We start from the raw sequence: 2,810 nt of genomic DNA, 5'->3' as shown, positions 1-2,810 counted from the left end.
TCGCCGCGGGCGGCGACCCGGGGTTCGTCGTCCTGGACTCGCGGTCGACCGCCTCGTTCGACCAGGGCCACGTCCCGGGCGCGGTCCACCTGCCGACGGCCCTCATCCCCGAGCAGGCGGAGCAACTGCTCGACAAGGCGGTGCCCGTGGTCACCTACTGCTGGGGGCCGGGCTGCAACGGCGCCACGCGCGCGGCCCTCGCCCTCGCCGAACTCGGCTACGGGGTCAAGGAGATGCTGGGCGGCTTCGAGTACTGGGTCCGCGAGGGCTTCGCGTACGAGACGTGGGAGGGCGTCCGCACACGGGACGCCGACCCCCTCACCGCCCCGGTCGAGGCCGCCGACTGCGGCTGCTGACACCCGTCGCCCGCCCGGCGGCCCGGAGCCGAGCCGTCACAGCCGGGCGAGTTCGTCCACCAGGTCGTCCAGGCCCAGCGGACCCTGCGACAGCGCGGCCATGTGCCACTTCTTGGCGTCGAACGCGTCACCGTGCCGCCGGCGGGCCTTCTCGCGCCCCAGCAGCCAGGCCCGCTCGCCCAGCTTGTAGCCGATGGCCTGGCCGGGCATCGACAGGTAGCGGGTCAGCTCGCTCTCGACGAACGCCGGCGGGCGGCTGGTGTGCAGCTGGAAGAACTCCTGCGCCAGCTCCGGCGTCCACCGCTCACCAGGGTGGAACGGCGAATCCGCCGGGATCTCCAGCCCGAGGTGCATGCCGATGTCCACGATCACCCGGCAGGCCCGCATCATCTGGCAGTCCAGGTACCCCAGGCGCCGCTCGGGGTCGGGCAGGAACCCGAGCTCGTCCATGAGCCGCTCCGCGTACAGCGCCCAGCCCTCCGCGTTGGCGCTGACCCCGCCGATGGTCGCCTGGTACCGGGACAACCGGTCGGCGACGTGCACCCACTGCGCGATCTGGAGGTGGTGCCCCGGCACGCCCTCGTGGTACCAGGTGGACACCAGGTCGTACACGGGGAAGCGGGTCTCGCCGTCGACCGGCAGCCAGGTGCGGCCGGGGCGGGAGAAGTCCTCGGAGGGGCCGGTGTAGTACGGGGCCGCCGCGCCGCCCGGCGGGGCGATCCGCGACTCCACCCGGCGCACCCGCTCGGCGAGTTCGAAGTGCGTGCCGTCCAGCGCCTCGATGGCCTCGTCCATGAGGCGCTGGAGCCAGACCCGCACCTCCTCGACGCCCTCGATGTGGGTGCCGTGCTCGTCGAGGTGGGCGAGCGCCTCCCACGGCCCGGCCCCGGGGAGGATCTTCTCCGCCTCGACCCGCATCTCGGCGAGGAGCCGGTGGTACTCGCCCCAGCCGTACGCGTACGCCTCGTCCAGGTCGCAGTCGCTGCCGTTGAAGTAGCGCGACCAGCGGGCGTACCGCTCACGGCCCACCGTGTCGGGGGCGTCCTTGACGGCCGGGGCGTACACGTCCCGCATCCAGTCGCGCAGCGACTCCAGCGCCCGGGTGGCGCCGCGCGCCGCCGCGTCCAGCTCCGGGCGCGACCGGGCCGGGGCGGCCGTCACGAACTCCTCGAACCAGCCGCGTCCCGCCCCGTCGTTCCCCGTCCACTCGGTGAGCTGGCCGACGAACGTCGCCGTGGCGCGCGGGCCACCCGGAAGGCCCCGCTGAAGGCCCAGTTCGAGGGACTCGCGGTACCCGGCGATCGCGGCCGGCACGGCGCGCAGCCGCTCGGCGACCGCCGCCCAGTCGCCGTCCGTCCCGGTGGGCATCACGGTGAACACCATGCGCACGCTGTGCGCCGGCGAGCGCATGTTGCTGACCGTGCGCAGGCCCTCGCCCGCCTCGTGGACGGCCAGTTCGGCGGTGAGGCGCTCCCGCAGGAGCCGCCCGCAGCGCCGCTCGGCGTCGCTGCCGGCGCCCGGGAGGCGCTCGGCCTCGTCGAGCCGGGCGAGCGTCTCACGGGCCAGCCGGGCGATCTCTTCCTGACCGGCGGGCGAGAAGTCCGGAAGGAGTCCGGCGCTCTTCTGGACGCCCAGGTAGGTGCCGGTGATCGGGTCGAGTTCGATGAGCGCGTCGACATAGGCGTCGGCGACCATGCGGGGGAGCGCGCTGCTGGAGGTCTCTGGCATAAGGCCATCCTGGTATGCCACGGGCCCCCTCGTCACCCTCATCCGTCCCGGTCGGCTGACAAATGAGCGGGTGCGCCGGGCGGCAGCAGGGGGCCGCACTCCCACTGCTGGAAGATCAGCCGGGTCTCCACCCGGGCTACCTCGCGCTGCGAGGTGAACTCGTCCAGCACGAGACGCTGCAGGTCCGAAGGGTCCGCCACGGCGACGTGCACCAGGTAGTCGTCCGGCCCGGTCAGGTGGAACAGGGCCCTCGACTCCGGCAGGGCACGGATGCGGTCGACGAACGGACCGATCAGCTCACGCCGGTGCGGACGCACCTGCACCAGCAGCAGCGCCTCCAGGCCGCGGCCGATTTTGGCCGGATCGAGCCGCAGCCGGTTGCCGAGCACCACACCGGTGCGCCGCAGCCGCGCCACCCGGTCCAGGCAGGTGGAGGGCGCGACCCCCACCTCGGCGGCCAGATCGCGATACGTGGTCCGGGCGTCGTTCTGCAAAAGGCGAAGTATGTGCAGGTCGACCGTGTCCAGGACGACAGAATCGTTCATTCGCCGAACGTAACACGGCCGGTTCCCGCTACTCCCCGGTAGATGTTCACAGTGCGGTCCATGGATGCCCTGTCTTTCGACGCCTCGCCCGCCCTCCCCACCCCGAGGGCGCTGGCCACCGAGGCCGTGCACGCCGGACGCGACGACCTCGCCGCCCAGGGCCTGCACGCCGTCCCGCTCG

At 73.1% G+C, this 2,810-nt stretch carries 3 protein-coding genes; 1 reads left to right on the top strand and 2 read right to left on the bottom strand.

The features are described from left to right. The coding region (locus A4V12_RS22975; RefSeq protein WP_064071314.1) for a rhodanese-like domain-containing protein at positions 1-356 on the top strand (356 nt) is incomplete at its 5' end. Between the two features lie 36 nt (positions 357-392). Here the strand turns inward: A4V12_RS22975 and A4V12_RS22970 are convergent. Together A4V12_RS22970 and A4V12_RS22965 are read right to left on the bottom strand one after the other, a co-directional pair. Further along, positions 393-2,084 carry a DUF885 domain-containing protein gene (locus A4V12_RS22970; protein ID WP_064071313.1) on the bottom strand — a complete coding sequence of 564 codons (1,692 nt, stop codon included), beginning with the start codon at positions 2,082-2,084 and terminating at the stop codon, positions 393-395. Between the two features lie 38 nt (positions 2,085-2,122). After that, a complete protein-coding gene (locus A4V12_RS22965; protein WP_064071312.1) occupies positions 2,123-2,629 on the bottom strand; it encodes an Lrp/AsnC family transcriptional regulator in 507 nt (168 codons plus the stop codon). Positions 2,630-2,810: the final 181 nt, after the last annotated feature.

Source organism: Streptomyces noursei (assembly GCF_001646665.1).
Lineage (GTDB): Bacteria > Actinomycetota > Actinomycetes > Streptomycetales > Streptomycetaceae > Streptomyces > Streptomyces lavendulocolor.
Note: the sequence above shows the minus strand (reverse complement) of the source record. Positions and strands in the feature narration are given on the sequence as shown.